Origin of the sequence: Streptomyces sp. NPDC005408 (assembly GCF_040606445.1) — a bacterium.
Lineage (GTDB): Bacteria > Actinomycetota > Actinomycetes > Streptomycetales > Streptomycetaceae > Streptomyces.
Genome location: NZ_JBEXEX010000024.1, coordinates 1 through 24,390, shown reverse-complemented (window position 1 = coordinate 24,390; position 24,390 = coordinate 1). Strand labels below are relative to the sequence as shown.

The 24,390-nt window shown below is 71.2% G+C and carries 24 protein-coding genes and 1 pseudogene; 8 read left to right on the top strand and 17 right to left on the bottom strand.

Features of this window, described 5'->3' with window-relative positions:
- The 3 genes from ABZS64_RS22410 to ABZS64_RS22400 are packed head-to-tail and all read left to right on the top strand — an operon-like array spanning position 1 to position 6,179.
- Complete coding sequence (locus tag ABZS64_RS22410) at positions 1-3,957, top strand: amino acid adenylation domain-containing protein (protein ID WP_355832519.1); 3,957 nt, start codon at positions 1-3, stop codon at positions 3,955-3,957.
- A 10-nt stretch (positions 3,958-3,967) separates the two neighbouring features.
- Complete coding sequence (locus tag ABZS64_RS22405) at positions 3,968-5,122, top strand: acyl-CoA dehydrogenase family protein (protein WP_355832310.1); 1,155 nt, start codon at positions 3,968-3,970, stop codon at positions 5,120-5,122.
- Position 5,123: 1 nt separating this feature from the next.
- Positions 5,124-6,179, top strand: coding sequence for an acyl-CoA dehydrogenase family protein (locus ABZS64_RS22400; protein WP_355832307.1), 1,056 nt, complete (start codon positions 5,124-5,126; stop codon positions 6,177-6,179).
- Between the two features lie 43 nt (positions 6,180-6,222).
- On the opposite strand, the gene ABZS64_RS22395 is transcribed toward ABZS64_RS22400, so the two are convergent.
- The 10 genes from ABZS64_RS22395 to ABZS64_RS22350 form a co-directional block, all read right to left on the bottom strand.
- Complete coding sequence (locus ABZS64_RS22395) at positions 6,223-6,936, bottom strand: response regulator transcription factor (protein WP_355832304.1); 714 nt, start codon at positions 6,934-6,936, stop codon at positions 6,223-6,225.
- A 35-nt stretch (positions 6,937-6,971) separates the two neighbouring features.
- Positions 6,972-7,139 carry a hypothetical protein gene (locus ABZS64_RS22390; protein WP_355832302.1) on the bottom strand — a complete coding sequence of 56 codons (168 nt, stop codon included), beginning with the start codon at positions 7,137-7,139 and terminating at the stop codon, positions 6,972-6,974.
- A gap of 207 nt (positions 7,140-7,346) precedes the next feature.
- On the bottom strand, positions 7,347-7,934 hold the full coding sequence (locus ABZS64_RS22385; protein WP_355832299.1) for a DUF1062 domain-containing protein: 588 nt from the start codon (positions 7,932-7,934) through the stop codon (positions 7,347-7,349).
- A 235-nt stretch (positions 7,935-8,169) separates the two neighbouring features.
- Positions 8,170-9,186: a phosphoribosylglycinamide synthetase gene (locus ABZS64_RS22380; protein ID WP_355832296.1), complete on the bottom strand. Its 1,017-nt coding sequence runs from the start codon at positions 9,184-9,186 to the stop codon at positions 8,170-8,172.
- A gap of 120 nt (positions 9,187-9,306) precedes the next feature.
- Entirely contained in the window at positions 9,307-10,641 is a 1,335-nt protein-coding gene (locus ABZS64_RS22375; protein WP_355832293.1) for an MFS transporter, read from the bottom strand.
- 49 nt (positions 10,642-10,690) lie between these two features.
- The gene (locus ABZS64_RS22370) at positions 10,691-11,440 is read right to left on the bottom strand and encodes a 4'-phosphopantetheinyl transferase superfamily protein (protein ID WP_355832290.1); all 750 of its coding nucleotides are present in this window, start codon (positions 11,438-11,440) and stop codon (positions 10,691-10,693) included.
- Positions 11,441-11,485: 45 nt separating this feature from the next.
- Positions 11,486-12,265, bottom strand: a complete 780-nt coding sequence (locus ABZS64_RS22365) for an enoyl-CoA hydratase/isomerase family protein (RefSeq protein ID WP_355832287.1) — start codon at positions 12,263-12,265, stop codon at positions 11,486-11,488.
- The gene (locus ABZS64_RS22360; RefSeq protein WP_355832284.1) at positions 12,262-13,452 is read right to left on the bottom strand and encodes a beta-ketoacyl synthase N-terminal-like domain-containing protein; all 1,191 of its coding nucleotides are present in this window, start codon (positions 13,450-13,452) and stop codon (positions 12,262-12,264) included. Before ABZS64_RS22360 ends, ABZS64_RS22365 begins: the two co-directional genes overlap by 4 nt.
- On the bottom strand, positions 13,445-14,260 hold the full coding sequence (locus ABZS64_RS22355) for a hypothetical protein (protein WP_355832281.1): 816 nt from the start codon (positions 14,258-14,260) through the stop codon (positions 13,445-13,447). Before ABZS64_RS22355 ends, ABZS64_RS22360 begins: the two co-directional genes overlap by 8 nt.
- Positions 14,261-14,298: 38 nt before the next feature.
- Positions 14,299-14,553 carry an acyl carrier protein gene (locus ABZS64_RS22350; protein ID WP_355832278.1) on the bottom strand — a complete coding sequence of 85 codons (255 nt, stop codon included), beginning with the start codon at positions 14,551-14,553 and terminating at the stop codon, positions 14,299-14,301.
- 265 nt (positions 14,554-14,818) lie between these two features.
- Between ABZS64_RS22350 and ABZS64_RS22345 the strand changes: the two genes are divergently transcribed.
- On the top strand, positions 14,819-15,817 hold the full coding sequence (locus tag ABZS64_RS22345; RefSeq protein WP_355832276.1) for an alpha/beta hydrolase: 999 nt from the start codon (positions 14,819-14,821) through the stop codon (positions 15,815-15,817).
- A gap of 135 nt (positions 15,818-15,952) precedes the next feature.
- Here ABZS64_RS22345 and ABZS64_RS22340 read toward each other — a convergent pair whose 3' ends face one another.
- Entirely contained in the window at positions 15,953-16,696 is a 744-nt protein-coding gene (locus ABZS64_RS22340; RefSeq protein ID WP_355832273.1) for an SDR family oxidoreductase, read from the bottom strand.
- 313 nt (positions 16,697-17,009) lie between these two features.
- On the opposite strand from ABZS64_RS22340, the gene ABZS64_RS22335 reads away from it, so the two are divergent.
- Positions 17,010-17,285, top strand: a complete 276-nt coding sequence (locus ABZS64_RS22335; protein WP_355832271.1) for a hypothetical protein — start codon at positions 17,010-17,012, stop codon at positions 17,283-17,285.
- Entirely contained in the window at positions 17,282-17,689 is a 408-nt protein-coding gene (locus ABZS64_RS22330) for a PIN domain-containing protein (RefSeq protein WP_355832268.1), read from the top strand. The genes ABZS64_RS22335 and ABZS64_RS22330 overlap by 4 nt, the downstream gene beginning before the upstream one ends.
- Positions 17,690-17,891: 202 nt before the next feature.
- On the opposite strand, the gene ABZS64_RS22325 is transcribed toward ABZS64_RS22330, so the two are convergent.
- The 3 genes from ABZS64_RS22325 to ABZS64_RS22315 all read right to left on the bottom strand — a co-directional run bounded on the left by ABZS64_RS22325 (position 17,892) and on the right by ABZS64_RS22315 (position 20,066).
- On the bottom strand, positions 17,892-19,205 hold the full coding sequence (locus ABZS64_RS22325; protein WP_355832265.1) for a replication-associated recombination protein A: 1,314 nt from the start codon (positions 19,203-19,205) through the stop codon (positions 17,892-17,894).
- Between the two features lie 100 nt (positions 19,206-19,305).
- On the bottom strand, positions 19,306-19,674 hold the full coding sequence (locus ABZS64_RS22320; protein ID WP_355832263.1) for an MmcQ/YjbR family DNA-binding protein: 369 nt from the start codon (positions 19,672-19,674) through the stop codon (positions 19,306-19,308).
- Positions 19,671-20,066, bottom strand: a complete 396-nt coding sequence (locus ABZS64_RS22315) for an MmcQ/YjbR family DNA-binding protein (protein ID WP_355832260.1) — start codon at positions 20,064-20,066, stop codon at positions 19,671-19,673. The genes ABZS64_RS22320 and ABZS64_RS22315 overlap by 4 nt, the downstream gene beginning before the upstream one ends.
- Positions 20,067-20,154: 88 nt before the next feature.
- Here ABZS64_RS22315 and ABZS64_RS22310 point away from each other — a divergent pair, with 88 nt between their 5' ends.
- Complete coding sequence (locus tag ABZS64_RS22310) at positions 20,155-21,105, top strand: AraC family transcriptional regulator (RefSeq protein ID WP_355832257.1); 951 nt, start codon at positions 20,155-20,157, stop codon at positions 21,103-21,105.
- Positions 21,106-21,131: 26 nt separating this feature from the next.
- Here the strand turns inward: ABZS64_RS22310 and ABZS64_RS22305 are convergent, their stop codons facing one another.
- Positions 21,132-21,491: a cyclophilin-like fold protein gene (locus tag ABZS64_RS22305; protein WP_355832256.1), complete on the bottom strand. Its 360-nt coding sequence runs from the start codon at positions 21,489-21,491 to the stop codon at positions 21,132-21,134.
- Between the two features lie 365 nt (positions 21,492-21,856).
- Entirely contained in the window at positions 21,857-22,849 is a 993-nt protein-coding gene (locus tag ABZS64_RS22300; protein ID WP_355832253.1) for an aldo/keto reductase, read from the bottom strand.
- A 124-nt stretch (positions 22,850-22,973) separates the two neighbouring features.
- Between ABZS64_RS22300 and ABZS64_RS22295 the strand changes: the two genes are divergently transcribed.
- Positions 22,974-23,597, top strand: coding sequence for a TetR family transcriptional regulator (locus tag ABZS64_RS22295; RefSeq protein ID WP_355832250.1), 624 nt, complete (start codon positions 22,974-22,976; stop codon positions 23,595-23,597).
- Positions 23,598-23,806: 209 nt separating this feature from the next.
- On the opposite strand, the pseudogene ABZS64_RS22290 reads toward ABZS64_RS22295, so the two are convergent.
- Positions 23,807-24,301 (bottom strand): annotated as a pseudogene (locus ABZS64_RS22290) (IS5 family transposase); the annotation flags it as partial.
- Positions 24,302-24,390 lie beyond the last annotated feature (89 nt).

The following is a 24,390-nucleotide window of genomic DNA, read 5'->3' as shown; positions in this document are numbered from 1 at the left end:
ATGACCCAGCGCCTCGCCGCGCTGCCCGAGGAACGCCGCGCGCGTTTCCTGGCCCGGGTACGGCGGCAGGCGGCGGCGGAACCCGGCCTGGTCCCGCGCGGGCACACGGGCCCGGCCCCGCTCTCGCCCGCGCAGGAGCCGCTCCGCTTCCTCGACCGCGCCGCCGCGCCGGGCGGCGGCCCCGCCGGCGGCACTCCCCTGCTGCTGCGCCTGCGGGGCGAGCTCGACCAGGACGCGCTGCACTCGGCGCTGGCCTCGCTGGTGGCCCGGCACGAGGCGCTGCGGACCACGATCGTGGAGCACGAGGACGGCCCGGTCCAGGTGGTCGCGCCCGGGGTCCCGGTGAGGCTTCCGCTGATCGAGGCCGACGGCGAGGACCACGAGCAGCGGCTCCGCGCCGCGCGGGAACTGATCGCGCGCCGCACCCGCGAGCCGTTCGACCCGGCCGGCACGCCGGCCTGGCGCGCGCTGCTGGTCCGGGTGGCGGCCGACGATCACCTGTTCCTGCTCGACGTCCCCCCGATCCACTGCGGCCCGGAGTCGCACGGCCTCCTGCTCCGCGACCTCGCCGAGCACTACCGGTCGGCGCGCGAGTGCGACGCCGTCCGGCTGCCCGAACTCGCGGTGCAGTACCCGGACTTCGCGCTGTGGCAGCACGAGCGGCGCGGCGCCGACGAGCTGGACCGGCTCACCGCGTACTGGCGCGAGCGGCTGGCCGGCGCCGAGGTGCTGGAGTTCCCGGCCGACCGGCCCCGCGGTGAGACCCGGGGCGTCGAGGGCGACGCCCGCCGCTTCGCGATCGGACGGCAGGCCCTGGAGCGGGCGGCGGAACTGGCCCGGCAGGAGGGCGCGGCCACGGCCGATGTGCTCACCGCCGCGTTCCTCATGCTGCTGCACCGGTACTGCGGCGTGGACGACCTGGTGATCGGCTCGCCGTACACCGACCGGCCCCACACCGCCCTGTCCTCGACCGTCGGGCTCTTCACCGCACCGCGGGTGCTGCGCGCGGACCTCTCCGGCGACCCGGACTTCCGCACCCTGGTCCGGCGGGTCGCCCGCGAGTCGGCCGAGGCGTCGGCCCACGGCGGCCTGCCGTTCGACCGGCTCGTCGAGGCGGTCGAACCGGTCGTCGACCCGTCGCGCCCGCCGGTCTTCCCGATCGAGTTCGGTGTGCGGTACGAGGAGGCCGCCGCCACCCTGCCCGGTCTCACCACCTCGGTGGAGACGGTCCGGGCAGGCGTCCCGCGGACCGACATGAGCTGGACCCTGACCTGCCCGCCCGAGGCCGGCACCGACGGCTCCCTGGACATCGGTTTCGACAGCGGTCTGTTCGACGCCGAGAGCGTCGCCACGTTCGCCCGGCACTACGACGGCCTGCTGCACACCCTGACCGCCGACCCGGACGCCCCGCTGTCGGCCGCCGAGCTGCTCGGCCCGGCCGACCTGGCATTCCTGGCCGAGGTCGGCAGCGGACCGGCGCGGCCGATCCGCGAGTCCACCATCGTGCGGGAGTTCGAGGCGCGCGTCGAGGAGGCCCCGGACAGCGTGGCGGTCGTCGTCGCCGGCGCCGAGACCGGCTACGCCGAGCTCAACCTCCGGGCGAACCGGCTCGCCGCCCTGCTGCGCGGACGCGGTGTCGGCCCGGGCATGCGGGTCGGTCTGTGCCTGCGCAGGAACGTGGACCTGCCGACCGCGATCCTCGCGGTGCTCAAGACCGGCGCGGCCTACGTGCCGCTCGACCCGGCGAGCCCCGCCGGGCGGGTCGCGGAGATCGCCGCCGACGCGGAGGTGCGGGTGGTGGTCGCCCACGCCGAGGCCGGCCAGGCCGTACGCGAGGTCGGCGCGCCCGTCGTGGTGCTGGACGAGGTCCGCGCCGAACTGGCGGCGCTGCCCGGCCACAACCCGCCGCTCGCGGCGCAGCCCGACGACGTCGCGTACGTCATCTACACCTCCGGCAGCACCGGCAAGCCGAAGGGCGTGCTGCTGGAGCACCGCGGCGTGGTGAACTTCATCGACTCCACTCGGGAGCTGTTCGAGCTGACGCCGGCCGACCGGGTGCTCGGCTTCGCCTCGGCGACCTTCGACGTCTCCGTGTTCGAGACCTTCTCCGCCCTGCTGACCGGGGCACGGCTGTACGTGGCGACCGACGAGGAACGGCTCTCCGTCGACCGGCTCCAGTCGCTGATGGAGCGGCACGGCATCACCGTCATCGACCTTCCCCCGACCGTCATGCCGCTGCTGGCCCCGGAGCGGTTCGCCGCGCTGCGGATCGCCTTCGTGGGCGGCGAGAGCTTCAGCGGCGAGCTGGTGAACCGGTGGAACCCCGGGCGCCGGCTGTTCAACGGCTACGGGCCGACCGAGTGCACGGTGACGATGATCGTCGAGGAGTGCCCGGGCAGCTGGGAGACCTCGCCGCCGATCGGCCTGCCGATGACCAACCACGTGGCGCACGTGCTCGACCGCGAGCTGCGCCCGGTGCCGGTCGGCGTGCCGGGCGAACTGGTGATCGGCGGCGCCGGGCTGGCCCGCGGCTACCTCAACCGGGACGAGCTGACCGCGCAGAAGTTCATCGCCGACCCGTTCGGCACCGCGCCCGGCGGCCGGCTGTACCGGACCGGCGACCTGGTGAAGCGGCTGCCGGACGGCCGCCTCGTCTTCCTCGGCCGGATCGACCAGCAGGTCAAGATCCGCGGCCTGCGGATCGAACTGGGCGAGGTGGAGTCGGCGCTGACCGGCTTCGACGGCATCGGTCCGGTCTGCGTGGTGGCCTGGACCGACGACCACGGGGCGAGGCACCTGGTGGGCTACCTGACCGGAGTGACCGAGCAGCAGGTGCCGGCGGTGCGCGAGCACCTGGGCGCGATCCTGCCCGCGTACATGATCCCGTCCTACTTCGTGGTCCTCGACGAGCTGCCGGTCACCTCCAGCGGCAAGGTCGACCGGCGCAGGCTGCCCGCGCCGGACCCGAGCCGCGCGGGCGAGGAGCGGGGCGAGCGCCGTGCGCTGACCGCGACCGAACGCCGGCTGTTGCGCGAGGTGCTCGCCCCGCTGCTGGGCGAGGACCGGGTCGGCGTGCACGACGACTTCTTCCTGGCCGGCGGCAACAGCCTCCAGGCGGTCCAGCTGATGTCGGCGATCAAGCGCCGGTTCGGGGTGGAGATCGCGCTCGGCGACTTCTTCGCCTCGCCCACCGTCGCCCACCTGGCCGCCACCGTCGACTCCCGCCGCGCCGTCCGGCCGGACGCCGGCCGGGCACCGGTGGCGATGCGCGCGTCGGGCCCGGCGCAGGTGATCCTCATGCACCCCTCGGGAGGTGCGCTGTTCTGCTACGTACCGCTGCTCAGGGCGCTGCCGGAGTCCGTCTCGGTGACCGGGTTCGCCGCCGATCCGCAGGACTGCGCACTGCCTCCGCAGGAGGGCCTGACGGCGTCCGCCGCCAGGATCGCGCACCGGCTGCTGGAGACCGGGCTGCCGGACGCGTACTGCCTGGCCGGCTGGTCGTACGGCGGGGTGCTCGCCTTCGAGGTCGCCCGGCAGATCGAGGAGAAGACCGGGCAGCGGGCTCCGGTCGTCCTGCTGGACTCCGCCTACGACGAGGATCCCGTCCCGCTCGACGAGGCGACGGTGCGGGAACGCTTCGTGCACGACCTCGCCAGGCTGACCGGACGCGACCCGAAGGACATCGAGCCGGAGCTCGACGACGGGGAGGTGGCCGACAGCTACCGGACCTTCCGGTTCTGCGCCCTGGCGATGCATGAGTACCGCCCGCCGAGCCCGTACGGCGGACCGGTGACCCTGCTCACCGCCTCGCCGCGGATCGCCATGGAAGAGCAGTGGCGGGCGGTGTGCAGCGGCCCGTTCCGGGCCGAGAACGTGCCCGGCGACCACTACACCCTGTTCACGGAGCCGGCGTTGAGCCGGGTCGTCGCGGCGCTCGAAGCGACGCTCCCCAGTTGAGGAGACCACCATGCGGTTCGGATTCACCGAGGACCAGCAACAGTTCCGGGCGCACGTGCGCGAGGCGCTGCGCTCACCCGAGGTGCGCGCCGCCGCGGCGGAGGCCACCGGCGCGGACGGCGTCGAGCCGGACGCGCGCCCGCTGTACCGGCTGCTCGGGCGGCTGGGCCTGCTCGCCGTGCACTGGCCGGCCGAGTACGGCGGATCGGGCCGCCCGCCGACGGACGCGGCGATCGTGGCCGAGGAACTGGTGCGGGCCGGTGTGCCGGACACCTTCCACGTCAACACCATCCAGATCGTGGGCCAGTTCCTGCTGATGGCGGGCAGCGAGGAGCAGAAGCAGCGGTACCTGCCGGCGATGGCCCGCGGTGAGAGCTTCGCCTCGGTGCTCTACACCGAGCCGGACGCGGCGTCGGATCTCGGGGCACTGCGCGCCGTGGCCCGGCCCGAGGGCGACGACTACCGGATCACCGGAACGAAGGTGTTCAGCCTCAAGACCCGCTTCGTCGACCTCGGGCTGTGCGCGGCCCGGACCACGCCGGGCGCCGGGAAGTACCAGGGGATCAGTCTGTTCCTGGTCGACATGACGGACCCCGGCGTCACGGTGTCGGTGATACCCGGCATCGGCGACGAGCACTTCCACCGGGTGGACCTCGACGCGGTGCCGGTACCGGGCGGCGACCTGATCGGGCCGCGCGACGGCGGCTGGCCGCTGCTCAACGAGGCCCTGGCCGTCGAGCGCACCGGCCTCGACTACTACCTCAAGGCCGAGCGCTGGTTCGGCGCGGCGCTCGACGCGCTGCTCGACGACGACCCCGACACGGGGCACGAGGACCGTCTGGAGCAGATCGGCCGGTGGCACGGGGCGCTGACGGCCGACCACGTGCTCTCCTGGGAGGTTCTCACCGGCCTCGCCGCCGGCCGGGTCGACCAGCTCGCGGCGGCCGTCGCCAAGTACCACAGCAGCGAACTCGCGCAGTCCGTGGCGGCCTGGGCCGTCGGCATCCCGGCCCCCCGGCAGCGGGCCGACCGCACCGGGGAGGCGCTGGTCCTGGACTCCGCCTACCGGGAGGCCCCGGGGCTCACGCTGTCGGCGGGGACCTCCGAGGTGATGCTCCAGATCGTGACCGCCGCGTTCGACTCCCTCGGACAGGAAGAGCACTGACATGAACCTGAACCCCGATCCGCTCCTCACCGAACTGCGCAAGGCACTGCGCAAGGGCCTGGCCGGCGTCGAGGCCCGGAAGGACCTGCACGGTACGCCGGTCACCGACGGATCCTCCGGCCCGACCCGGCCGGTCCTCGACGCGCTGGACGCGGCCGCCTTCGAGCGTCCGGTCTCCGCCGGCGGCCTCGGTCTCGGCCTCACCGCCGGAGTGCTGGTCAGCGAGGAACTCGGCCGCGCGGCCCGCGGCAACTCCTACCGCGCCGACGCGCTGGCGGCCGACCTGGGTCACCCGGCGGGCGCGGCCCTGGCCGGGTTCGAGACCCTGCCGGCCGGCGGCCGGGTCACCGCGGTCCCGGTGGCGGGCGGCTGGGAACTCACCGGCACGGCCACGGTCGACGACGTCACGGCCGGCCACATCCTGGTGGCCACCCGGACCGGCGACGGGTCGGTGCTCCTCGCGGTGGGGCGCGGGGCGCCCGGTCTCTCCGTCGAGGACGCCTGCTGGCCGCCGGCCGTCCGCTTCGACCGCACGCCGGTGTCCGTCGGGGAGGTGGCCGGGCCGCTGGACGACGCGCCGGCAGGCCCGCTCTCCCGGGCACGGCTGCGGCAGGCCGGCTACCTGCTGGGCATCGCCGCCGGCGCGCACCGGACCGCCGTCGAGTACGCCGGATTCCGGCGCCAGTTCGGCACCCGGCTGCGCGACCTGCCGGCCGTCTCCTTCCCGCTGGCGCGGGCCCTGGTGGCGGTGCGCGCCAGCCGGGCGGCGGTGTACCAGGGCGCCTGGCTGGTCGACTCCGAGCCCGACGCGGTCGGCACCGCGCCGGCCGTGGCGCTGGCGATGGCCGCCGAGACCGCGCGCGACGTGGTGCGGCTGAGCATGCAGACCTGCGGCGTACGCGCGATGACGTCGGAACTGGGCCTGCACCGGTACTACCGGCTGGCCGCGGCCGAGTTCGCCCGGTACGGCGATCCCGCCGCCCAGTGGCGGGCGGTCGGCGCGGACCGCGTCCGCGCGGCGCGCCGGAGCCGGGCCGCGGCGGTGTTCCCCGGGTGAGCCGGGCGGCGGGCGGGCCGCAGCCGCCGCGCGCCCCGGCGGATCAGCTGGCTCTGAGGCCGCCGGGCGACAGCGCCGGCTCGCCGCCGAACGACCGCTCCCCCGAGCGGATCAGTCCGGTCCGGTACGCCAGGGACACGAGCTCGGCGCGGTCGCGGACGCCGAGCTTGGTCCGCACCCGGTAGAGGTGCGTACGGACGGTGGCCTCGCCGATGATCAGCTCGCTGGCCACTTCCTCGGTGGACATGCCGAGCGCGACCATCCGGGTCACCTCCCGCTCCCGCGGGGTCAGTTCGGTCACCTCCGGGCTGGCCACCGGCTCCTGCGGCTCCGGCTGGGCGCGGAACCAGCTGACGAGCCGCTCCGCGATGCTGGGGGCGAGCAGGGTCTGCCCCGCGGCCGCCGCGTGGATCGCGGCGATCAGCTCCTGGGGGCTGGCGGCCTTGCCGAGCAGACAGCTCGCCCCGGCGTGCAGCACGTCGCTCACCGTCCTGTCGGACGGGGTCGCGGTGAAGACGACGACGTTGGGCGAGTCCTCCTCCTTGCCGAGTCGGCGGATCAGCTCGAGGCCGGAGATGGTCTGGAGTTCCAGATCCGTGACGACGACATCGGGACGATTGGTGCGCACCAGCACCATGGCTTCCATGCCGTTGTGGGTGGTGCCGATCACTTCGATCTCCGGCATCGCGTCGAGAAGGGTCTTGAGACCATCCGCGATGACGGGCAGTTGGTCACAGATGAGCACCCTGATGGTCATTGCGTTGCCCTCCGAGGCCTGGGAACGTGCGAGGCTCAGTCGTTGCCGTGGTTGTCGAGCGGCGAGGCGACGACCACGGCCGGCGGCTCGGAGGCCAGGACGTGCTGCTGTGCCGCCGGCGCCTGGGTGGCGTAGGAGGCGGTGAAGCAGACCGCCAGCGCACCGATGAGGACCGAGGCGGCGGACAGGGCGATACGGCGCATGAGAGGTGACTCCTTCGTGGAAGCCGGTTGTTTCGACACCGCCGATGGTCCCGATCTCTCTTCCCCGTCCGTTCCCTTCTGAGCACCCACCCGATCCCCGCGGTTCACCGGGGCGCCTGCACCCGCACGAAAGACGCCCGTGACCTCGCGGGGAGCGAGGTCACGGGCGTACGGAGGGGGGATCGGCGCGCGGCCGGTGCAGGGGGCTCAGCGCTTGAGGGTGAAGGTGAAGTCGCCGGAGAGCTTGCCGCTCAGCCGGACGGACGAGACGAGCTTGCCGTCGTTGATCAGTTTCTCGACCCCGGCCCGCGGGAGGCCGCAGCCCTCGGCGATCAGCCGCGCCGGCCGGACGGGTATGCGCGCCGCGAAGCGGACCGAGACGTCGACGACCTCGCGGTCCAGGTAATCCAGGTGGTCCGATCCGCCGGTGTCGAGGCGCCAGGCGTCCGACCAGTCGAGGTCGATGTGGTTGCGCCGCAGCAGGGCCGCGTCGTGGAGCAGTTCGGCCGCGAGGCTGGGGTCGTTGTCGTGCACCCGGTCCAGCAGCTCGGGACGCACGGATCTCACGTGGACGCGTTCCATGACCACGATCTTCGTGGTGTCCCCGCACCCCGTGCAGAGGGCGAGGAGCCAGATGTCGATGAGTTTGTGGTTCGCGTTGGCGCGGAATTTGCCGGTCGTCCGGAACGTGTCGGACGCACACCCGTGGCAACGGCGGCGAATCAGCGGGAGACGGACAGGTTTGACTACCCAGTTCTCGAGGACAGCAGTACTGCTCGACTGGTTCTCGGACATTTCACCGCCAGGTACTGGTGAGCGATCGGCACTTCGTCAACCGGGGACTCGGGACGATTCGTGTCGGCGACCGTGCGCCGGCAAGTACCTGGGACGTTACGGACGTTGTGGGGCCCGGCGCGTCCGCGAGCGGTGCAACCGGTACGACACGCGGCGATGACGTCCGGCCGGCCCGCCTGCACATCTCGCTTACCGGGGCCGCCGCCGCAACCGTCGGCGGGCGGCCCCGTGCCGGTCAGCTCTCGGACTGCCGGATGTCCGTGACCAGATCCCGGCGCGCGCCGGCCACCCGCGTACGGGTGAGCTCCGGCGTGTCCCCCTCGACCACCACGTAGGCGCGGCGGCTGCCCCGATCGCCGATCGGGGCGACCCGGTCACCGGGCCGGTAGGGGAAGCGCGCGCCGCGGACCCAGGGCGTGACCGCGATCTCCTCCGTGCCGGTGTACGTCTCCAGGCGCCCTTCGGGCAGCAGGAAGAAGCCGATCTCCGCGTACCGCGAGGCGGGCCCCACCACCGGCCGGGTGCCGAGCAGGCCGGCGAAGACCGCCGCCTCCGGGTCGAAGCCCCGCGCGATGTCGATCAGCAGCGGGATGCGGTCGTCGCCGAGGTGCGCCCGGCAGGACACGATCCGCGGCCCGAGCGGCAGCAGCGCCACCTGGGTGTGGGCGGGCCCGGAGCGGTATCCGCTCGCCGACAGCAGGTCCGTGACCTTCCCCGCGATGACCTTCTGCACCGCTTCGTCCAGGGGCGCCGGGTGGAGGTGGCCGGTCACGTGGAAGTCCGGTGTCCCCGTGGTGCGTTGGGACGTCATGCCGATGACGTGGTGGATGCCGTCCACGGTCAGCGTCTCGACGCTCACCCGGGGCGCCTCGGCGGGGATCCAGTCGTCCGCCTCGCCCTCCCGGAGCCGTTCGTGGACCTCCGGCGCGTTCGGGGTCAGGCCGAGCCGCCACGCCTCCCGGGCCACCGGCAGGACCGAGCCGTCGTGCCCGCAGTGGAGCACGACGTCGAGGTCGTGGGTCCGCGCGGTCCGCGCGATGAGCTCGCGCAGACCGCTCTCGTCGGTGAAGTCGGTGAGCAGCAGTTCTTCGGATACTTCTTCAAGGCGCGGCCGCAGATCCACGTCGAGCTGTGCAGGATCCCATAGCGACCAGATGCGGAACCCCAACTCCGTTCCCTTGCGTACCAGTTGATGACTCGGCATCACCAGCAGCAGCCTGAATTGCGAGCTTCTCTCGGAGTGTGCACGCATAATTCCTAGTATGCAGGGACTACTTCCCCCGCAATTCCCTTTCAGTTCCCCCCGATTGCCCTTGCGTCACGGCGAACGTCCCTTTGACCGAAAGGCGTTCACCGTCCAGGGCAACGGGGGCTAGGCGGGTGACGTCACGGCTTCGGCCGGCTCGGCGGCTCCGGTCGGCTCGGCGGACCCGTCCGGTTCGGCCGGTGCCGCGAACAGCCGACGGGCGCCGAAGGCCAGCGCGGCGACCACGAGCATGCCGACGACCGCTCCGAGGAAGGGCGCCGAGGTGCCGTACGCGCCGAGCCCGAGGCCGCCCAGCTGAGAGCCGACCGCCGAGCCGCCCACGCTGACCGTGATGGCCCAGGTGTACGCCTCGGTGACGTAACCCGCCCGCGCGGTGCGGGAGATGAGCTCGTACGAGAGCGCGGTCACCGGCGCCTGGAGCAGGCCGAGGACGACGAGGGCAACGCCCATCGACCAGTTGTCCCAGGCGGCCAGCACCAGCGCGGAGGCCCCGCCGAGGGCGAGCAGGCCCCAGGCGAAGACGGTCTCGGACGGCTGGCGGAAGGTGCGGCTGCCGTACCAGAGCCCGCCGAGGATGCCGCCGACGCCCCACACTCCGAAGACCAGACCGATGTCACCGGCGGAGCCGTGGTTCTCGACGAAGGCCGGCACCGCCACGTTGTACGCGCCGGTGGCGCACCCGGCGACGAGCAGCAGGACCAGCAGCCGGACCAGGGCCGGGGAACGGAGCGCGCCCAGCGGATCGCGCTTGCCGGTGACGGGTGCGACCTTCCGGTCCCGCGAGGTCCGGGTCATCGCGAACCCGATGGCGCCCACGCTGGTGAGCACGGCGCCGACGACGAGGGCCGACCCCGCGCCGCCCCAGATCAGCGCCAGGCTGAACAGCAGCGGCCCGCCGATCACGAAGACCTCGCCCAGCACCGCCTCCAGCGAGAGGCCCACCCGCTCGGTGTTGCCCGGCGCGCTCCACAGGGAGCGGATGCAGCCGCTGATCGGCGGCATCGCGGCACCGGCGACGACCACGCACACCAGCTGCAGGGCCACCGCCTTCGGGTCGGCGAGCACGAAGCCGATCAGGGCGACCGGATAGACCGCGCCGGTGATCAGCAGCACGGGCGGCTGCCCGTACCTGTCGACGACCCGGGCGACGAACGGCGCGAGGGCCGCCCCGCCCAGGCTGTACCCGGACAGGAGCAGACCGGCCGAGAAGTAGCTGAGCCCCCGTGACGCGGTGAAGACCACCATGGAGACGGAGATCAGGTAGAGCGGGAGCCGGCCGACGGCGCTCCAGAACAGCGGGGCGCGCATGACCTTGTCGTGCACGATCGCCAGGAAGGGGTTCTTCGCGGTCCGGGGCTCCGGGGCACGGTCCTCCCAGGTCTCCGGCGGTTCCGCGCTGTCGCTGGTGCTCGGGGAGTCTACGGACGGGGTGGGCGACATGATGGCTCACAATTCTCGCGGGCGTCCCCTGTGCTGAGGCCGCTCGCGGTCAGGTGACGGTTGATTGCTCCGGACCGGCGGTCCGCGCCGGGTCCGCACGCTCCGCGCGTCCCCGCGCGGTACGGCCGACCAGGTCCTCGCCGCTGCGGACGGACAAGGACAACCGGGATCCGAGCGCGGCGACGGACCCCACGTACGGGGCGGGCAGTGGAAGGTCCCGAAGGCTGTAGTCCTCCGGGCGGCCGAGTGCCGCAGGGAGCGCGAGCAGCGTCGTGCCGTGCACCTCGATGTGCCTCGGATGCACCGCCAGCCCCTTCCCCACGGCTTTGAGCAGGGCCTCCTTGCGGGTCCACAGGCGTGCGAAGTCCGGGTAGCCCCGGCAGTCCGCGCGTTCCCGCGCCGTCAGCGCCGGGGCCAGCGGCTGCTCCCTGGCCGTGGCGTCCTCGACGTCGACGCCGACGGCCCGGTCCGAGACGACGACCACGGCGAGTCCGCCGCTGTGCGCGAGCGAGAAGTCCGGCCGCGGTCCGGCCGTCGCCACGACCGGCTTCCCGTGCGCCGGGTCGTCGCAGTGGGCGCAGGTCCGGTCGAAGCTCAGGGCCGCCGGATCCCGGCCCAGTCTCTGGCCGAGGACGAGACGCGCCAGCACCCAGGCGGCGAGGAAGCGGCTCCGGTCCGCCGGGCGCGCGATCCGTCGCCGGCGGGCCCGGTCGCGCTCGTCCAGGAGGACGGCGAGCGACTCGGGCACCTGATCGACACCGACGTACCAGGCGTCGGCCCGGTCGCTCCGCTCCTCCACGGTTCTCCCTCCGCTCGTGATCCGGTCCGTTCCGAAAGAGACGGCCTACCGGCCGACGTAGGTCGTGCGGTGCTCCGGCCCCTCCGCCAGGAAGGCCGCGACGGCGGCGCGGTGATCCTCGGTGCGCACGACGCCGGCCGCGGTCGGGGCGAGCACCGCGTCGGCGGCCGGGACCCCGCCGTCGAGGCACGCGCGTACGATCCGCTTGGTCGCCGCGTGCGCCACGGTCGGCCCGGTGGCCAGCCGCATCGCGTAGGCGTGCGCGGCCTCGTGGAAACCGGCCGGCTCGAACAGCGCGTTGACGACGCCCCATTCGGCGAGCTCCGACGCGCGGTACAGGTCGCCGGTCATCACGAGCTCGCGTGCGCGCGCCGGGCCGGCGCGCTCGGCCAGTCGCTGGGTACCGCCCATCGACGGGGTGAAGGCGACCTTGCGCTCGACGAGCCCGAACCTCGCGGACCCCGTCGAGACGATCAGGTCGCAGGCGAGCGCGAGCTCGAACGCGGCGGTCAGCGTCAGCGAGTGCGCGGCGAACACCGTCGGGCACGGCAGCGCCTCCACCGCCTGGGTGATCCGCAGCTGCCTCGCCCAGAACGACTCCGCTTCGGCCGGATCGGTGTCGGCGAACACCTGGACGTCGACGCCCGCGCTGACCACACGTCCTTCCGCCCTGATCAGCAGCGCCCGGGGCGGAGCGTCCGTGAGCCGCGCGACCGCCGCCTCCCACGCGTCCCACATCGCGAGGTCGAACAGGTTCAGCGGGGGGCTGTCCATGGTGAGGATCGCGAGCGGCCCGTCGTGGGTCAGCCGGAGCGGCGCGTTCACGCGACGTTCCGGAAGATGCTGATCGCGTTGTTGCCCCCGAAGCCGAACGCGTTGCTCTGCACGTACCGCAGCTGCGGCAGCGCCAGCGGTGCACCGGTGACCAGGTTCAGACCGCCCTCGACCTCCGTGTGGTCCACGGCCGTCGGTGGCACCAGCCGGTGCCGCATGGTCAGACAGGACGCCACCGCGCCCGCCGCGCCGGCCGCGCCCATCAGGTGCCCGACCGTTCCCTTGATCGCGGTCACCGCCGCTCGCGGGTAGATCTCGGTGAAGATGCCGCCCTCGACCGTGTCGTTGGCCCGGCTGCCGGTGCCGTGGGCGAAGATCACGTCGACGTCGGCGGCGGTGATCCCGGCCTCGTCGAGCGCCCGGCGATGGCACGCCTCGACGCCGCTGCGGTCGGGCGCCGTCGGGTGGCTCGCGTCGTTGGTGATCGCCGTCGCGAGGAGTTCGGCGTACGGGCGCTGCCCGGGGCGCAGCGCGTCCTCCGTCTGCAGCACCAGGATGCCGGCGCCCTCGGACGGGGTCACGTAGCGCCGGTCGGCGGAGAACGGCCTGCACCGCTGGGCGCCGATGGTCTGCAGCGAGCTGAAGCCGATGATGTTCTTCTCGGAGTACGGATCACAGCCGCCGACGACCGCGGTGTCGGCGACCCCGCTGCGCAGCATCTCCATCGCGCTGGACACCGCCACGTTCGCCGAGGCGCAGGTACTCTGCGTGGTGAACGCCGGCCCCCGGGCGCCGACGGCCGCCGCGACGTCCGCCGTGATCGAGTAGCTGGAGAAGCCGCCCGTCTCGACGATGTCCCTGCGTCCGGCGACGAGGTCCTCCAGCGCGTCGGCCTGACCGTCGCTGGTGCCGATGCACACCACGGCGTCGCGCACCAGGTCGTCGCCGCGTTCCAGGCCCGCGTCGCGGAGCGCTTCGAGCGCCGCGTACTCGGCGAACACCGACGCCGCCCGCGGCCGCGCGCGCGTCTGCTCACTGACCTGTTCGAGCGCGATGTCCCAGGCGTCCTTGGGCACCCGGCCGCCGAGCATGCCCTCCTTCATCCCCGGGTACAGCGGGATGAGGTCGGTGAACCGGTTGCGTGCCGCACACAGGTCGTCCCAGAACGGGGCGGTGCCGGCGCCGGCCGGGGAGATGACCCCCAGGCCGGTGACGAAGATTCGTGCTGACCTATTCACCGCGACCTCCGTTACGTGCCGTGTCGACGCTCTGCCTGGTGACGGTCAGCGCGCCGCGGCGTGCGAGCGGACCCCGGCAGGTGAGCACGGCCCGCTCGCCCACCTCCAGCGTCTGGATCAATGCGAGGAACTCGGCGGTGACGAAAGCGCCGTTGCGGTCGTCCGACCGGCTCAACCCGATCTGTCCGCCGAGCGCCGCGGTCTCGTCGTCGTCGGACGTGAAGTCGAACTCCGCGCGGAACTCGCTGCCCTTGACGAACGTGGCGTGGGTCAGCCCCGACCGGCACCGCAGGCCGCGGGATTCGCGGCCGGCGTCCAGGAGCGCCTCCGGCGAGTAGACGTCGCCGATCAGCACCTTGCTGATCGACGACCTGTCGACGGCGAGCGCGAGCAGGGCCTGCCAGATCGCCAACACGGGCGTGAGCAGACCCGCGTTGAGCGTCAGATTCCTGCCGGTGGCGCCGATCCCGATGTTCACGAACGCCGAGGCGGAGCTCGACGTGGCGTTCGGGAAGTGCTTGGCGGACAGCATCCTGCCGTCGGTTTCCGCGCGACGCTGCAGCCTGGCCAGCGCCGCGGTGTTGCCGTACTCGGTACCGATCACCACGGTGTCGTCGGTGCGCGTCTGCGGCGCCTCGTCGTGGGTACGGGCCAGGTACAGGCACAGACGGGTGAAGGAGTCGCGGAACTGGTCACCGACGGTTCCGATGACCGCGGTCAGACCCGACGGGGGTTCGGCCAGTTCTCCTGGCTCTTCCCCGGGTTGCTGTCCGCAGAGCGCGACCTGACGGAGACTGAACTCGAACACACGGCACTCCGTTGCATCAGGAACAGGGGCAGGGGGACTTACGCGGCCGCCGTCGCGGACAGCTCGCGGACGTGGTTCTGGAGGTCGGCGACGGTGGCGAAATTGCCGATGGAGTCCTCGCCGATCTTGATGCCGAGCGACTCCTCCACGTGCATCACCAGGTCGATCATCCCCAGGGAGTCGATTCCCAGCTCCGACCTGAGGTTCTGCTCGCCGGTGACCTCGAAATCCTCCGGCAGTTCAGCGACTCCCTTGAGCGCTTTCACGAGCTGCTCATCGAGAATGTCAGACATTTCCCCTCCTAGCGATTGCCGAACACGCTTCGAACGTGAATCGAGTCTGGCAGGGGGGAGGTTGGCCCGCAGTAATCACGAGACTTACCCGCACAGAAGAATGATCAGCGAAATGCTTCCGCTCGGACCAGCGCGGTGCGGACGCGCCTAATCGGAGGGTGCTCCTACCGTCCGTTCTGGCGCGGCGTATCGGGCGCATGTCGTCCGGTCACCACTCACCGCGTCCTCAGTACGGAAACGATGGCGGATAGTTTGAGGAGTTTCCATGCCGCTTGATCCAACCTATGCGATGATCAGGCGTTATCGCGAGGTGACCGGATTCACCCCGCTCTACAAGATGTCGGTGGCAGAGGCCCGCCACGCGGATGCGGAGACCGAAGCCGCGGCCTGGGACTGGCACGAGCATCCGGAAGAAGTCTTCGACGTGGACTTCACCGGGCCGGCCGGCCGGCAGACGGTCAGGGTGTACCGCCCGCGGAGCGACGAACCGCTGCCGATGGTGCTGTACTTCAACGGCGGCGGTTTCGTCGTCGGGTCCCTGAGCACCTCGGACTCGATCTGCCGGGCGCTGTCCACCATGGCGCGCTGCGTCGTGGTGTCCGTGGGCTACCGGCTGGCCCCCGAGAACCCGTTCCCGGCAGCCGTCGACGACTGCTTCACCGCCGTGAAATGGGCGGCGGACCACGCTGCCGAATTCGGCGCGGACAGCCGGCGCATCGCCGTCGCGGGAGACAGCGCGGGTGGCAATCTGGCCGCGACCATGGCCCTGATGGCGCGGGACGAGAAGGGTCCTGAGATTTCCGCCCAGGTGCTTGTCTACCCGCCGCTGCACAACGACATGGATTCGAAGTCCATGCGCGAGAACAAGGACCCGATGTTCTTCAACGTGCATTCGAGCGCGTGGTTCTGGAATCACTATCTCGCGAATCCCGCCGACGGCGACTCCCCGTATGCCTCACCGCTCAAGGCGGCCGAGCACGGCGGACTTCCCGCGGCATTGATCCTGACGGCCGAGCTGTGCCCCGTACGGGACGAGGGCGAAGCGTACGCGAACGCGCTCTCGGCGGCGGGCGTACCGGTGGAACACCACGACTACCCGGGTCTGCCGCACGGTTTTCTGGCCGTTGCGGCGAAACTCCAGACGTCCAGGGACGCTCTGGCGCTGATGGCCGGATATCTGCGTCGGCGGTTGGGGGCCGACCCCGTGAATTCCACGGAGGACGCCGTTCCGGCGACGAAGGAGAGGGTGCCCTCCGGCGTCTGAGATACGCCGACGGCCCCGCGGCGGGGCCCGTGACGTGAGACAGGGCTCCCGCGTCGACGCGGCCGGCGATCGAGATCGCCGGCCCGGCGACGCGGGAGCCCTGTCGTTTCCGTGGGGCGGACCCGCTTCCGGGTCTCAATGCCCGTGCTCGGCCCCGCCGTTGACCTGGATCACCTGCGAGGTGATGTGCCCGGCGGCGGGAGAGGCCAGCCAGTGCAGGGTTTCGGCGATGTCCCCGAGCGTGCCCGCGCGTCCGGTGGAGGTCTCGGCGATCCACATCGCCCGCCGCTCCTCGGGCGGGGGCCCGCCGAAGAACCCGGTGTCCTCGATGTACCCGGGCGCCACCAGATTCACCGTGATCCCCCGCGGGCCCAGTACGCGGGCCAGCTCATGGGCGTACGGGTGGAGCGCGGCCTTGGAGGCGGCATACGGGCTCGCGTTCGACCCGCGGTAGGCGGCGATGGAGCTGAGGAAGAGCACCCGGCCGCCGGGCGAGGCGAGTTGCTCGCGCAGCGCCTCCGTCAGCAGGGCGGCCGTAAGCGTGTTGATCCGGAAGTTGACGGTCCAGTCGTGGGCGACGGCGTCCAGCGGATCGTCCGAGGCGACCGGGGGCTCGAGTCCGCCGTTGCCGCCCGCGCTGTGGATCAGCACGTCGACCCGGCCGCCGAGCTCCGCGTCCACGAACTTCCTTACGCCCCGCACCGCTTCGGGCTCGGTCAGATCGGCCGCGTACACGCTCGCGCCCGGCACGCCGGCCTCCTCCAGCACCTCGCGCCGCCGCCCGAGCAGCAACACCCGGTCCCCGCCCGCCGCGAAGGTCCGCGCAGCCGCGAGTCCGAGCCCCGTTCCGCCACCGCTGATCACCACGTTCCGTGTCATACGATGATCGTACCTTCGGCGATCTTCCCGGCCCTGCGCGGGCACGGCAGAGGGCCCGACTCCCCGAGCCGGGCCCTCCACGACCTGCGTGCCCACCGGATCGACCGACCCGGCGATCCGCCGGCCGCTACACGTTGAAGCGGAACTACCCCACAAGACTCTGACCTGCGGAAATGCTGGCACACCCCAGCACATATCCAGCACGGGCGCCGCGACAAGGCACAAGAAGATCCGGGGCGCCAAGACTATGCGCCACCGATGCAGGCTGCACAGCACCCCAGCGCTGTAATAGTTCATGTACTAGACTGGCGTCATGAAGTCACCCCGCCCCGGAGGCACGGAGAACATCTCCGTCTCGATACCCTCGGAACTCCTCGGTGCCCTGCGTACGCGCACCGGCAAGCGCGGCGTGTCCGCGTACGTCGCCGCGGCGGTCCGGCACCAGCTCGCGATGGACGGCCTCGCCGAGATCGTGACCGCCTACGAAGCCGAGCACGAACCGCTGAGCGAGGCCGAGATCCAGGCCGCGCAGCACGAGTTGTTCGGTGACGCACCGGCGCCGTATGCGTCGAACGACAACGCCGCATGAAGGAGCCCGCGGCCAGGTCCATGGTTCTGGACTCCCAGGCGCTGTCGCTCCTTCTACGCAACGACCGCCAGATGGTCACCCGGATCGAGGCCGCTCGGCGCATAGGCGTGCCCGTCCTCGTGTCGGCCCTGACGGTGGTGGAGGCTGTCTACGGGAAGACGGACACCGCCCGGCTGCACTGGATGCTCTCCCGCCTCCAGGTCCAGGACGTCACCCAGGCGGACAGCCTCACCGCAGTGCAGCTGCTGAGCGACGCCGGTGGCCTGCACGGCCACAAATGCGCCATCGACGCCCTCGTCGCCGCGATGGCGCTCCGCTCCCCAGCGCCCGTCCTTGTGCTGACCTCGGACCGCGACGACTGGTCAAAACTGTGCGGCGACCGTGTACAGATCAAGGACGTCTGACCTTGGCGTACTCCGGCCGGGCAGCCTAAAGGAATCATGCAGGTAGTGGTGGCGTGGGCGATCAGTCTGCCCTGTTCGTCCATCACCTTGCCTTCGGCGGTGGCGGTGCGGCGGCCTGCGGGGGTCGGCCCGGTTCGACGACGTGTGCGCCACCTTGGCCCAGCGGCGTGGGTTCCGTGAGTCAGTTCGGGTGCTTCCAACGTCAGCCGCTGCGCCTACGAGCGCGCAAGCCGGCCCAGTGGCGCAGGCGCTCGGATATCTGGGACTCATAGCCGTTGCGGGTGGGCTGGTAGTACGTCTCGTGGTCCATGCCGTCGGGGAAGTAGTCGGCGCCGGAAAAGCCGTCGGTGGTGTCGGGGTCGTACTGGTAGTCCTTGCCGTAGCCGAGGTCCTTCATCAGCCGGGTCGGGGCGTTGAGGATGTGGGCGGGCGGCATGAGTGAGCCGGTGCGGCGGGCGGATCGGTGGGCCGCGTTGAAGCCGCGGTAGACGGCGATGGACTTGGGGGCCGTGGCGAGGTACACAACGGCCTGGGCGATCGCCAACTCGCCCTCGGGGGAGCCGAGTCGCTCGTACACATCCCAAGCGGCGAGGGCCTGCTGGATGGCGTGCGGGTCGGCGATGCCGATGTCTTCGTTCGCGAAGCGGACCAGCCGGCGGGCCACGAACAGGGGGTCCTCGCCGCCGTCGAGCATGCGGGCGAGCCAGTACAGGGCCGCGTCCGGGTCGGAGCCACGCATCGACTTGTGGAGCGCGGAGATCAGGTTGAAGTGGCCCTCCTGCGCCTTGTCGTACAGCGGGGCGCGCTGCTGGATGTGGTGGGCGAGCGCGGCGGTGTCCAGGGGGGTGCCGGGGTCCGGGAGTGCCTGGAACTGTTCGGCCGTGTTGAGGAGGTAGCGGCCGTCGCCGTCGGCCATGGCGATCAGGGCGCGGCGGGCGTCGTCGTCCAGGGGCAGCCGGTGGCCGGTGAGGTCCTCGGCACGGTCGAGGAGTGTGGACAAGGCGGCTTCGTCGAGGCGTTTGAGGACGAGGACCTGGGTGCGGGAGAGGAGGGCGCCGTTGAGTTCGAAACTCGGGTTCTCCGTAGTGGCGCCGACCAGGGTGACCGTGCCGTCCTCGACGTAGGGCAGGAAGCTGTCCTGCTGGGCGCGGTTGAAGCGGTGAATCTCGTCGACGAACAGCAGGGTGCCCTGGCCGATGGTGCGCCGGCTGCGGGCGGCCGCGAAGACCTTGCGCAGGTCGGCCACGCCGGAGAAGGTGGCCGACACCGGTTCGAAGGCCAGGTTGCTGCCGTCCGCGAGGAGGCGGGCGATGGTCGTTTTCCCCACGCCGGGCGGGCCCCACAGGATGGCGGAGCCGAGGCGCTGCGACGCGACCATGCGACCCAGCGGGGCGTCCGGGGCCAGGAGGTGGTCCTGCCCTACGACGTCTTCCAGTCGGGTGGGACGCAGGCGGTCGGCGAGTGGCCGGGCGGGCTCCTCGTCGAAGAGCGGCAGGGTCGCTTCGGTCGGTTCCATCGGTCTCTCGGATCGCGGGCGGAGGTGTGCGGGCGTGGCGAGCCTTGCACGGGGCACTGACAGGCGCGGGCTCAGCGGCTCGTGGGCGCGCTTGCGGTGTTCATCGGGTACGGGGGCGGTCGCGTTGCGGTAGCCGCTCGACGGCCAGGTCGTAGGAATCCTCGACTGCGTTGGTGACCAGCCGCTTGGTGATGCCGGGGCCCGGTCCGAGCGAGATCCAGTGCCGTTTGTCGAGGTAGCGGCCCGGTGTGATCGAGGCATAGCCGTGCACGTGCGCTTGGGCGTGTTCGGGTTCGCACTTGACCGTGATGATCTGCTCGTCCGGGTCGTCGGTGATGATCAGGAACACCTTGCCCGCGACCTTGTACACGTCCAGGTGCTTGGTGAACGGGTAACCGTGGTCCGTCCCGGGCAGCGCGAGGGCCGCGTGGCGGGCGGTGTCCTGGAGCCGGTCACCGGCCGCGCTCACCGGGCCGCCCGTGCGCCGGTGCCGTAGGTGTGCGGGTCGACGGGCCGCTCGGCCCTGGGCAGGCGAGCGACGACGAGCCGGTAGGAGTCGGTGACGAGCTCCCTGACGAACTCCTTGTCGACGCCGTCCCCGCCCTCCAGCGTGATCCAGTGCTTCTTGTTCATGTGGTAGCCGGGGGTGATGTGGCTGTACTGCTCCCGCAGGGCGTGGGCCTCGCCGGGGTCCGCCTTGAGGATCACGACGGGCCGCCCCGGGACTTCTGTCATCAGCATGAACACCTTGCCGCGCGCCTTGAAGACCTCCCAGCCGTCACCGAAGGGATGCTCCAGCCGGGCTCCGGGAAGCTCCTCGGCGCAGTCGGCGGCGGTCTTGTGCAGGGTCGTTCCGTTCATGGGGCATTGCCTTCCTCACGGAGTGGTCGCGGCGGCACACCCCATCCTCCCTTCGAAGCCGACAAATAGGGCAGTAGGCTGCGGACACGTGATGGTCGACAAGCGACACCCCAGCCCGAGCGGACAGGCCGGACCGGCCGCGGTCCCGTTGTACGGTTTCCAGCCCCCGGTCGGTACTCCGTACGGCCTCGAGGTGAGTACCGTCGAGGACTTCTTCGCCCAGCACGACGACTGGCCGTGGAACCCGCCCCGTCCGGGCCGTGCCACCTTCCACTACCTCATCGCGATCACCGAGGGTGAGCTGCGGCACGACGTCGACCACGTCACGCGAACCGTCGCCCCCGGCCAGTGGCTGTGGGTGCGTCCCGGGCACGCGCAGTGCTGGCATCCGCCCGGCGCGGCCCGCGGCCCGTTCATCCTGTTCGAACCGGACGTACTGCGGCCCGACCTCGCCCGTCTCCTGGCCCCGCTCACCGCACACGAGGCCCCCGCCGTGCTCAGCCCGCACCCCGACGACACCGCCTGGCTCCAGCAGACGGCGTTCCAGCTCCTGGACGAACACCGCGCACTGGGGCGCCGCCCCCTCGACATCCACCACGCCCTGCGGCGCAGCCTGCTCGAATCGCTGCTGCTGCGCCTCACCAACGCCCCCGGCATCGCCCCCACCGGCACGGCCACGGCCGACACCGGCCGCGCCGACAGATACGGACGCTTCCTGGACGCCCTGGAGCTGCACTTTCGCGAACTGCACCAAGCCGCCGACTACGCCGAGTTGCTCGACTGCTCGGTCCGCACCCTCAGCCGCGCCACCCGGGACGCCACCGGCAAGCCAGTACGCGAACTCATCGACGAACGGCGCCTCCTGGAAGCCCGGCGCCTACTGGGAGCCGCCCGGTGGGATGCCCGGACCGTGGCCGTCCACCTCGGCTTCACCGACCCCGCGAACTTCGGCCGCTTCTTCCGCGACCGCACCGGTCTTACCCCGGCCGCCTTCGCCGCCGACGAGGCCACAACCGTCCCCCCTCCTCCCCCGGGTTGACGATCCCGGTGGTTTCCGGCCGGGTCTCAGCCGATGGCCTCGATGGTGACGTCGACCGTGCCGTCGTACTTCTTGAAGGCATCGGCCCCCGAGTCGATTTCGCCGAGGACGACGATGCCCGGGTCGGGGATGAACTGGCCTTCGTGGTCATAGAAGACGGCGGTGTCGGGACCGGGTGACCAGTAGACGATGTGGCCGATCCTGTAACTGGACCGCGGCTCGCCTCCTGCGGCGAGAGACCGGGGAAGGGGACCGTACTTCTCGCGCTTGAACAGGTCGTTCTTCTGCAGCGTCAGCGGAAGCAGCGAGGCGAAGTCGCGTGCCGTCGCGTTGTCGTCGAGGGCCGCGTCGAGGACGGTTTCTCCGGCGGTCAGTCGGATTCTCATATGGGTCGGTCACCCGAATCGTTCACGTGCCGACGGACTGCTTTCAGCGCGATCAGGACGGCCCTTACATCACGTTCGAAAGGGTCCCCGTCCCCCTTCCTCCGACACTGGCCAGACTCATCGAAGAGAAGATCGCCCGCCCCGTGACGCGCTCCATGCTGCAACCAGCTCCCGGCAGCGGACCCGTGTTCCTCTTCCCCGGACCCTTGGGGCATCAGCCGCGACGCCCGCAACGGCTGACAACGCAGCTCCTTGAACTCGGCCTACCGACTCTCGCCGCACAGAACACGGCGATGATCGCCATAGCCCCCGCGTGCCGCCTTTGGCCGACGGGCCCAGCCTCGCACGCGCGGGTGCCGGCACGGTCAGTCTGTGGTGAAGCTGGACAGGACCGCGGCCGGGAGGCGGCTGCCTGCCGAGCCGTGGGGAAGGATCTCCGTGATGCGGGCCAGATCGGCGGCGGAGAGCTGGACGTCGGTGGCGCCGGCGTTCTCCTCGATGCGCTTGGTGCTGCGGGTGCCGGGAATGGGTGCGACGTCCTCGCCCTGGGCGAGCAGCCAGGCCAGCGCGAGTTGGGCGGTGGTGATGCCTTTGGTGTCGGCCAGATTCTTGAGCTGTTCGGTGGCGTGCAGGTTGTAGGTGTAGTTCTCGCCCTGCCAACGTTCGTCCCAGCTGCGCATGTCGTCCGCGGCGTACTCGCTGGCGGGCTTGACCTGGCCGGTGAGGAAGCCGCGGCCGAGCGGGGAGTAGGGCACCAGGCCGATGCCGAGTTCCCGCAGAACGGGAAGGATCTCCTCCTCGACCTCCCGCTCGAAGAGCGAGTACTCGTACTGGAGCACGGAGACCGGGGTGACGGCGTGGGCGCGGCGGATGTACTGGGGGCCGACGTTGCTCAGGCCGAAGTACTTCACCTTGCCTTCGGTGATCAGTTCGCCGACCACGCCGGCGACCTCCTCGACCGGAATGTCGGGGTCGGAGATGTGCTGGTAGAAGAGGTCGATGTGGTCGCTCTGCAGGTAGCGCAGGCTGTTCTCGGCGACCTTGCGGATGTTTTCCGGGCGGCTGTCGAAGGCGGGGCTGATCGCCGGGGCGGTCATGTCGAAGCCGAACTTGGTGGCAAGGACCACCTCGTCGCGGAAGTCTTTGACCGCCTTGCCCAGGAGGATCTCGTTGCTGCCGGTACCGGCGCCGTACAGCTCGGCGGTGTCGAAGAAGTCGATCCCGAGTTCGTGGGCGCGGCGGATGGTCGCGATGCCCTCGTCGTCGTTCGAGGCGCCGTAAGCCATGGACATGCCCATGGTCCCCAGGCCGAGCGCCGAGACGCGCAGACCCTGAGAGCCCAGATTGCGGTGCTGCATGAGTTCACTCCCTGAGTGGTTCGCCGGCTTCACCCGCAGAGGTCAAACCGAACTGTTCCGTTTGACTCTATGCGACGATCGCCCAGCTGCCAAACCAAACGGTTCGGTGCTCTATCCTGGGGCCATGCCCCAGTCCCGCGACTCCGGCCAGACCGCAGCGCCCGCAGCCGCCGCCGGCGACACCACGCGCGAGCGCATTCTTACCGCTGCCATGGAGGAGTTCGCCCGCCACGGCATCGCCGGCGCCCGTGTGGACCGCATCGCCAAACTCGCCAAGACCAGCAAAGAACGCGTCTACGCCTACTTCCGCGGCAAAGACGCGCTCTATGCCGACGTCGCTGCACGGGAGTACGTCGTCATCGCCGAGGCCACCCAGATAGACCCGTCCGACCTCCCTGGCTACGCGGGCCGTCTGTTCGACTACTTCGTCGCCCGTCCAGACCACCACCGCCTGATCACCTGGGGCCGGCTCGAACTGCCGGGCACCACAGCCGTTGCCGACGATCCCGCCCAGGCAGTGATCGCCCGCAAAATCGACCAGCTCCGCCAGGTGCAACAGGCTGGACAACTCGACCCCGCCTGGGACCCGGCCGACGTCCTCGCCCTGGTGAACCAGATCGCCATGACCTGGGCGGCGCAGCCCGAACTCAGCGAGGCCGCCGCCGCACACGCCGTGGACCCCACCACCGCCGCCCGCCGCGCCGCAGTGGTGACCGCTGTCGAGCGGCTTTTCCCTCGAGCGCGCTGAGGCCCCCCGGCCTGCGGCAGCCCTGCCCGAACATCCCCCGAACGGCGCCGGCCGCCCTTGCCGCTCACCAATGGGCACATCCTGCTGACCAATCAGCGCTCCTGGGCCAGGCAAACATCACGCGGTGGCCGCCCTGCTACCCCCGGGCCTGAACCAAGATCTCAAACGGCGGCTGCCGTACTGGAACGTACTAGGCGCTGTTTCTCGGATCATGTTCGGAGCCAGATCATGAGGGCTGCGAGGGTGACAGTGCCACCGTAGATGTAGGCGCGCTTCTCGTAACGGGTGGCGACGGACCGGAAGCCCTTCAGCCGGTTGATGGCTCGTTCGACTGTGTTGCGTTTCTTGTAGCGCTCGCTGTCGAATCCGGTGGGCCGGCCGCCGCGGGATCCTCGGTTCTGCCGGTGTCTTTGCTGGTCGAGGCGTTCAGGGATGGTGTGTGGGATTCCGCGTCGTCGCAGGTAGCGGCGATTTCTCCGGGATGTGTAGGCCTTGTCCGCCAGGACACGGTCGGGCCGGGTGCGAGGTCGTCCGACTCCGGTGCGAGGCACGGAAACCTGCTTGAGCACCCGCTCGAGCTGAGGACCGTCGCCGTAGTGACCGGGTGTCAGGACGAAGGCGAGAGGCCGACATCGCCCTTCGGCGGCGAGATGGATCTTGGTGGTGAAGCCGCCGCGGGAACGTCCCAGGCACTCGCCGATCTGACCACCTCCTCCAGCCGGACGGCCAGTTTCCGAAGCAGCGGATCGACCTGGTTCGTCCCCCGGTCGGCCCCTTTTTGAGGGACCGAGGC